General features: G+C 70.7%; 7 protein-coding genes and 1 pseudogene. 6 read left to right on the top strand and 2 right to left on the bottom strand.

Translation table 11 applies throughout. From position 1 onward, the window contains the following. Positions 1-845: tyrosine recombinase (locus VHK87_RS00605; RefSeq protein WP_414694080.1), on the bottom strand; the 845-nt coding region annotated here is incomplete at its 3' end. Between the two features lie 76 nt (positions 846-921). Between VHK87_RS00605 and VHK87_RS00600 the strand changes: the two genes are divergently transcribed. The 6 genes and pseudogenes from VHK87_RS00600 to VHK87_RS00575 all read left to right on the top strand — a co-directional run bounded on the left by VHK87_RS00600 (position 922) and on the right by VHK87_RS00575 (position 5760). Beyond that, positions 922-1470 carry a shikimate kinase gene (locus tag VHK87_RS00600; protein ID WP_329632956.1) on the top strand — a complete coding sequence of 183 codons (549 nt, stop codon included), beginning with the start codon at positions 922-924 and terminating at the stop codon, positions 1468-1470. After that, a complete protein-coding gene (aroB, locus tag VHK87_RS00595; RefSeq protein WP_329632955.1) occupies positions 1467-2579 on the top strand; it encodes a 3-dehydroquinate synthase in 1113 nt (370 codons plus the stop codon). Before VHK87_RS00600 ends, aroB begins: the two co-directional genes overlap by 4 nt. Further along, complete coding sequence (locus VHK87_RS00590; protein ID WP_414694081.1) at positions 2579-3865, top strand: HlyC/CorC family transporter; 1287 nt, start codon at positions 2579-2581, stop codon at positions 3863-3865. Before aroB ends, VHK87_RS00590 begins: the two co-directional genes overlap by 1 nt. A 148-nt stretch (positions 3866-4013) precedes the next feature. Beyond that, positions 4014-4397: pseudogene (locus VHK87_RS00585) on the top strand (response regulator). Between the two features lie 129 nt (positions 4398-4526). Continuing rightward, positions 4527-5348, top strand: coding sequence for an outer membrane protein (locus VHK87_RS00580; protein WP_329632954.1), 822 nt, complete (start codon positions 4527-4529; stop codon positions 5346-5348). A 4-nt stretch (positions 5349-5352) separates the two neighbouring features. Next, positions 5353-5760, top strand: a complete 408-nt coding sequence (locus tag VHK87_RS00575) for a DUF4345 family protein (protein WP_329632953.1) — start codon at positions 5353-5355, stop codon at positions 5758-5760. A gap of 28 nt (positions 5761-5788) precedes the next feature. Here VHK87_RS00575 and VHK87_RS00570 read toward each other — a convergent pair. Beyond that, on the bottom strand, positions 5789-6829 hold a 1041-nt coding region (locus tag VHK87_RS00570), incomplete at its 5' end, for a molybdopterin cofactor-binding domain-containing protein (RefSeq protein WP_329632952.1).

Genomic DNA, 6829 nt, shown 5'->3' with positions numbered 1-6829 from the left:
ATGTCGGCGTGGCCGAGCAGGGTCTGAACGACCCTCAGGTCCGCCCCGCCCTCCAGCAGGTGGGTTGCGAAAGCGTGCCGCAGCACGTGCGGGCTGACCTTGGCCGGATCCACGCCTGCGGCCAGCGCCGCCTCGTCGAGCATCTGAGCGAACCGCCGCGACGTCAGTCGGCCGCCCTTGCCGCGCGAGGGGAACAGCCACGGATTGGCCGCGTCGCCCTTTGGCAGGAAGCTCTTGCGGACCGCCAGGTAGGCCTTCACCGCCTCGCGGGCGGCGCCGTTGAGCGGGGCCAGCCGCTCCTTGCCGCCCTTGCCCTTGACGATCAGATAGGCGGGGTCGCGGGCGAGCGCGGCCAAGGGCAGGCCGACCAGCTCCGAGATCCGCAGGCCCGAGGCGTAGAGCAGCTCGACCATGCAGGCCAGGCGCAGCCCCTGCGCGCCGTCCCTGGCGCCGGCCGCGGCGATGATCCGGCTCACCTCGTCGCGGTCCAGCACCTTGGGAAGCGGCCGGCCCTTTTTCGGGGCGTCGACCCGGCGGGAGGGATCGTCCTTGCGCCAGCCCTCGCCCAGGGCGAAGCGGTAGAACTGGCGCACGGCGGCCCGGCGGCGGGCGGCCGTGGCGGGGGACAACCCTCGCGCGGCCAGTTCGGCGAAGTAGGCCTCGACGTCTTCGGCCGAAGCGTCCGAGAGGTCCCGCCCGCGGCCGGCCAGGAAGCCGGAGGCGTCGGCCAGGTCCTTGGAATAGGCGGTCAGGGTGTTGCGAGCGGCGGCCCGCTCCACCGCCATCATCTCCAGGAAGGCCTCGGTCCAACCGGAGCTCACCGCCGAATCGGCCTTTCGGGTCATTGGGGCAGCCTAACCCATGCGGCCGCGCCCCGAGAGTTGGCGCAGCGGCGCACGCTCGTGTAAGCGTCGGCGACCAATGGACAGGTTCGCCCCTTTACGCGCCCGCACGATCGCCCTGGTGGGGCTGATGGGCGTGGGCAAGTCGAGCGTCGGCCGCCGGCTGGCCAGCGCCCTCGACCTGCCGTTCCGCGACGCGGACACCGAGGTGGAGCAGGCCGCGGGCCGCTCGATCCCTGACATCTTCGCCGACCTGGGCGAGGCCACGTTCCGCGAGGGCGAGCGGCGGGTGATCGCCCGGCTGCTGGACGAGCCGCCGCACGTGCTGGCCACCGGCGGCGGCGCCTTCGTCAACCCGCAGACCCGGGCGCTCCTGAAGGCCAAATCGGTCACCGTCTGGCTGAAGGCCGACCTGGAGGTGCTCGCCAGGCGGCTGACGCGCAAGGACAACAGACCCCTGTTGCACGGCAAGGACCCGATCGCCGTGCTGAACGAGCAGGCGCAGGCCCGCTATCCGATCTACGCCGAGGCTGACATCGTCGTCGAGACCACCGATTCCGCCCATCACGTGACCGTCGAGCAGGTGCTGAACGCGCTGCAGGCCCACCTGGACGGCGCGGCCCGATGACCCGCTCGGTCAAGGTCGGTCTGGGCGCGCGCGCCTATGAGGTGGTGATCGGCCGTGGGTTGCTGGACGAAGCCGGCGCGAAGATCGCCCCCTTCGTCTCCCGCAAGCGTGCGGCCGTCGTCAGCGACGAGACCGTGTGGCGTCTGCACGGCGCTCGGCTCACCGCCGCGCTCCAGGGCGCGGGCCTGACGGCCCTTCCCGTGATCATCCCGCCCGGCGAGCAGACCAAGAGCTGGGAGGGCCTGGCGGACGTCTCGGACCGCCTGCTGGCGCTGGAGCTCGACCGCGGCGACCTGGTCGTGGCCTTCGGCGGCGGCGTGGTGGGCGATCTCGCGGGCTTCGCGGCGGCGATCTACAAGCGCGGCATCGATTTCGTTCAGGTCCCCACGACCCTGCTGGCGCAGGTGGACTCTTCGGTGGGCGGCAAGACGGCCATCGACACCCCGCAGGGCAAGAACCTGATCGGCGCCTTCCACCAGCCGCGGCTGGTGCTGGCCGACCTCTTCGTCCTCGACACCCTGCCCGACCGGGAAATGCGGGCCGGATACGCCGAGGTGATCAAGTACGGCCTGTTGGGCGACTTCGCCTTCTTCGAGCGGTTGGAGGCCGAGGGCGGCAAGGTGCTGGCCCGTGAGCCGGAGGCGCTGGCCGCCGCCGTCGCTCGCTCGGTCGAGATGAAGGCCGAGATCGTCGCCGAGGACGAGAAGGAGGCGGGCCGCCGCGCGCTGCTCAACCTCGGCCACACCTTCGGCCACGCCCTGGAGGCCGAGACCGGCTACGGCGACGCCCTGCTGCACGGCGAGGCCGTCGGCGCGGGCATGGCCATGGCCTTCCGCTTCTCGGCCCGGCTCGGCCTCTGCCCGAGCCAGGACGCCAGCCGCGCCGAGCGGGCCATCGCCGCCGCCGGCCTGCCGGTCCGCATGTCCGACGTTCGCCCCGAGCCGTTCCCGGCCGACCGGCTGGTGCGCCACATGGCCCAGGACAAAAAGGCGGAGGGCGGGCGGCTGACCTTCATCCTGGCCCGCGGCCTCGGACAGGCCTTTGTCGCCAAGGACGTCGACGCGGCGTCCGTTCGCGACTTCCTGCTCTCGGAGGGAGCTGCGCCGTGATTGCGGCCATGATCGCGGCGCTTGCGCCGTCGCTGATCCTTCTCTTGTCCGCTTCCGGCCTGATCTCCGCCGCCGAGACCGCCATGACCGCGGCCTCGCGGGCCCGCATGCACCAGCTGGAGCGGGACGGCGACCGCGCCGCGCGGCGCGTGAACCGGCTAATCGCTGACCAGGAGAACATGATCGGCGCGATCCTGCTCTCCAACAACGTCATCAACATCTTCGCCTCGGCCCTGACCACGACGGTGCTGACCAAGGCCTTCCCAGGGGCCACGGGCGCACTGATCGCCACGGCGGTGATGACGGTGCTGGTCGTCGTGTTCGCCGAGATCCTGCCCAAGACCCTCGCCATCGCCCGGGCGGACGACGTGGCCCGCGGCCTGTCGATCCCGACCTACTGGGTGGTGAAGATCTTCGGTCCGCTGGCGCGCGGCGCCCAGTGGATCGTGCGCCATACCCTGCGCCCATTCGGCATCAAGCTCTCCATGGAGACCGACGTGCTGGCGGCGCGGGAAGAGATCCGAGGAGCGGTCGAGTATCACCACTCCGAAGGCCTGGTAGAGGAGCGGGACCGGCGGATGCTCGGCGGCGTCCTGGACCTCTCCGAGATGGACGTCACCCAGGTGATGGTCCACCGCAAGCAGATCGCCATGATCGACGCCGCCCTGCCGGCGCGCGACCTGGTCACCGAGGCCCTGGAGATCGCCCACACCCGGGTGCCGCTCTACCGCGATGATCCCGAGAACATCGTCGGCGTGCTGCACGCCAAGGACCTGCTGCTCGCCATGGCCAAGGCCGAGGGCCGGATGGACGCCATTGACGTGATGGCCATCGCCCGCGAGCCCTGGTTCATCCCCGAGACCACCAACCTGAAGGACCAGCTGAACGCCTTTCTGAAGCGCCAGAGCCACTTCGCCCTGGTGGTGGACGAGTACGGCGCCCTGCAGGGGCTGATCACGCTTGAGGACATCCTCGAGGAGATCGTCGGCGAGATCGAAGACGAGCACGACCTCGCGGTGGCCGGCGTGCGGCCGCAGCCGGACGGCTGGGTGACCGTGGACGGCGCCGTCGCGATCCGCGACCTCAACCGGGCCATGGACTGGGCGCTGCCGGATGAGGATGCGGTCACCGTCGCCGGCCTGGTGATCCACGAGGCCCAGACAATCCCCAAGGTCGGCCAGACCTTCATCTTCCACGGCCACAGATTCCAGGTGGTGCGGCGCGAGCGCAATCAGATCACCGGTCTGCGCATCTCCCCGCCGATCGAGCGGGAGGACGAGGACTGAGGCCGCGCGGAAACCTTCCCACGGCCAAGGTGTTAACGTCGGTTAGAGACAGGGCGCGCGGGGTAGTTCATGACAAGCTGTCATTGGCGCTGGTCGCCAGCCTCCGCGTATGCTGGAGTTGTGGCGTGAGCGTAACGGAGCCCCTCGCATGAGCGACGCAGTCAAGCTGGACGGCCTGAGGGTCCTCGTCGTGGAAGACGAGATGATGGTCTCCATGCTGATCGAGGACATGCTGAGCGATCTGGGCTGCGAAGTGATCGGCCCCGCCTCCCGGCTCGATGAGGCCATCGCGCTGGCCAACGAGTCCGAGCTCGACTGCGCCGTCCTGGACGTCAACCTCGGCGGCCAGCCCATCTTCCCGCTCGCCGACCTGCTGCGCGAGAAGGGCGCCCCGTTCGCCTTCGCCACCGGTTAAGGCGACGCTGGCCTGCGCGAGGTCGACCGGGGCTCCCCGGTCCTCCAGAAGCCGTTCCGCGAAGGCGACCTGGCCCGCGTGCTCGGCGAGCTGCGCGCCGCCACCCAGGCGAGCTAAGAACCCGGGCCGACGGCACGTCGGCCACAGCCCAAGCTTCTTTGCGGCGCCGCTGCATCCACCCAGGGGCGGCGGCCGTACCCCTCCTACGCCGCCGCCATGGCGGCTCGTGCAGAGGGACCCTGTCGCATGAACCATAGAATCTCACTCGCCGCCGCGGCCGCCGTCGCGGCGCTGACAACCACCGGCGCCTCCGCGCAGGAGGTGGACTGGAGCGGCTTCTATGTGGGCGCCCACGCCGGCGGCGGCTGGATGTCGGAAAATGACGACGAGACGGTCGGCTTCGACACCGATCTGAACGGGACCTTCAACGACACGGTGCGCACCGGAGCCGGGGCCAACGCCTTCGGCCCCGGCTTCTGCGGCGGAGCGGCGGTGGATTCCACGGCGGCAGGCGGCTGCGACGAGGACGAGGGCGGCTTCGAGTTCGGCGGGCACATGGGCTACGACATGCAGTTCGGCGGCTTCGTGTTCGGCGCGCTCGTGGAGGCCAGCCGCACCGATGTGGAAGACAGCGTCACCGCCTTCTCCACGACCCCGGCCAACTATGTGCAGACACGCCGGCTCAAGAACCTCGTGGCGCTGCGCGCCCGCGGCGGGTTCGGCTTCGGCCGCAGCCTTGTCTACGCCACCGGCGGCGTGGCGTCCGGCGATGTGGAGCACAGCTTCAACACCACCAACAGAGCGAACACCTTCTCGGTCCAGGGCGGCGATGACCGGGCCACCGGCTGGCAGCTGGGCGGCGGGGTCGAGCACATGGTGACCCCCGAGGTCGCCCTGGGCCTGGAGTACCTCTATACGACGCTGGACGACGAGGGCGGCGACGTCCGGGCCGCGGGCCCGGCCGGCACGCCGTTCACCACCGTCAACGCCGCCGGAACCGTTTTCCGGCGCAGCGAGAGCGACTTCGAGAGCCACTCGGTGCGGGTGAAGGCCAGCTATCGATTCTAAGCCGATGCCGGGCGCGGGATGGCCGGCGGCCGCAGGCCTGGAGCGCCGTCTGCTTCAGGCCTGTGTTCTCGCCGCCGGAATTGTGCCGGTCGCAGCAGGCCTGTGGGGCGCCTTCGGCGGCGTGCAAGCGTCCGATGCGGCCTCAGACAGCCACACGCGCTACCTTTCCGGACTGCTGCTCGGGATCGGACTCTCCTTCTGGGGCTGCGTTCCGGGGATCGAGGGACGCGGAGCGGTGGTGCGAACTCTCACCGCCCTCGTCGTCGTGGGCGGATTGTGCCGCCTCCTCGCCATCGGCGAGACCGGCGCAGGTCCGCAAGTCATCGGTCCTCTCGTGATGGAGCTCGGCGTCACCCCTCTGCTCGCCTGTTGGCGGGAGCGGATCGGCCGAACTACGCCGCTGTTGGGGTGACAGGTAGCAGGCGCTACCTGTCACCTCCCTACAGCCCCCCGGCGATCAGCTTGTCCGGGGTGATCGGATACTCCCGCACGCGGACGCCGCAGGCGTTGTAGATGGCGTTGGCGACGGCCGCGCCGGCGCCGGAGATGCCGAGCTCGCCGACCCCCTTGATGCCCATCGGGTTGGCCTTGTCGTCCACCTCGTCGAGCATGATGGCGTCGAGCTCGCCGATGTCGAGCTGCACGGGGACCAGGTACTGGGCCAGGTCCTGGTTGATCAGCGAGCCGTAGCGCGGATCGGGCAGGTTGCCTTCTGTCAGCGCCGAGCCGACGCCCCAGATCATCCCGCCGGTCAGCTGGCTGCGCGCCGTCTTCCAGTTGATGATCCGTCCGGCGGCGAAGACGCCGAGCATGCGCCGCACGCGCACCTCGCCGGTGTCCGCAGCGACCGCGACCTCGCAGAAGTGGGCGCCGTAGGTGTGCTGGCTCCAGTTGCGGGCGTCGGCGGCGGGGCGGCTGTCCCCCTCCACCGTCAGGCCCTCCGGGGCCGCCCGAGAGATCAGCGACGACAGGCTCTCGGCGCGATTGCCCAGGGCGATGCCGCCGTCCTGGAACTGCACCTGGGCCGGATCGCCGCCATGCAGCGGCGAGCCGGGATCGCCGACCGCCAGCTCGGCGATGGCCTTGCGCAGGTTCATGCCCGCCGCCAGAGCGGCCGAGCCGGCGGTGGCGGCCCCGAACTGGCCGCCCGAGCCAGGGGCCGGCGGCAGCTCGCTGTCGCCGATCTCCACCCGCACCTGCTTCAGCGGCACGCCCATGGTCTCGGCGGCGATCTGGGCCAGCACCGTGTAGCTGCCGGTGCCGATGTCGGTCATGCCCTGGCGGACGGTGATCACGCCCTCGCCGTCCACCGAGAAGCTGGCCTTGGCGGGCAGCAGGAAGTTGCCGCGGATCGCAGCGGCCATGCCCATGCCGACCCACCAGCGGCCCTCGCGCGTGTGGCGCGGCCGCGGGTTGCGCCGGTCCCAGCCGAACATCTGGGCGCCTTCCTTCATGCAGCGCACCAGCTGGCGCAGGGAGAA

This window comes from Phenylobacterium sp. (assembly GCF_036263695.1).
Lineage (GTDB): Bacteria > Pseudomonadota > Alphaproteobacteria > Caulobacterales > Caulobacteraceae > Phenylobacterium.
Note: the sequence above shows the minus strand (reverse complement) of the source record. Positions and strands in the feature narration are given on the sequence as shown.

What these genes read in the sequence shown, in the direction of transcription:
- VHK87_RS00600 (WP_329632956.1), top strand. Translation starts at nt 922, where the DNA reads ATGGACAGGTTCGCCCCTTTACGCGCCCGCACGATCGCCCTGGTGGGG.
- aroB (WP_329632955.1), top strand. Translation starts at nt 1,467, where the DNA reads ATGACCCGCTCGGTCAAGGTCGGTCTGGGCGCGCGCGCCTATGAGGTG.
- VHK87_RS00575 (WP_329632953.1), top strand. Translation starts at nt 5,353, where the DNA reads ATGCCGGGCGCGGGATGGCCGGCGGCCGCAGGCCTGGAGCGCCGTCTG.
- VHK87_RS00580 (WP_329632954.1), top strand. Translation starts at nt 4,527, where the DNA reads ATGAACCATAGAATCTCACTCGCCGCCGCGGCCGCCGTCGCGGCGCTG.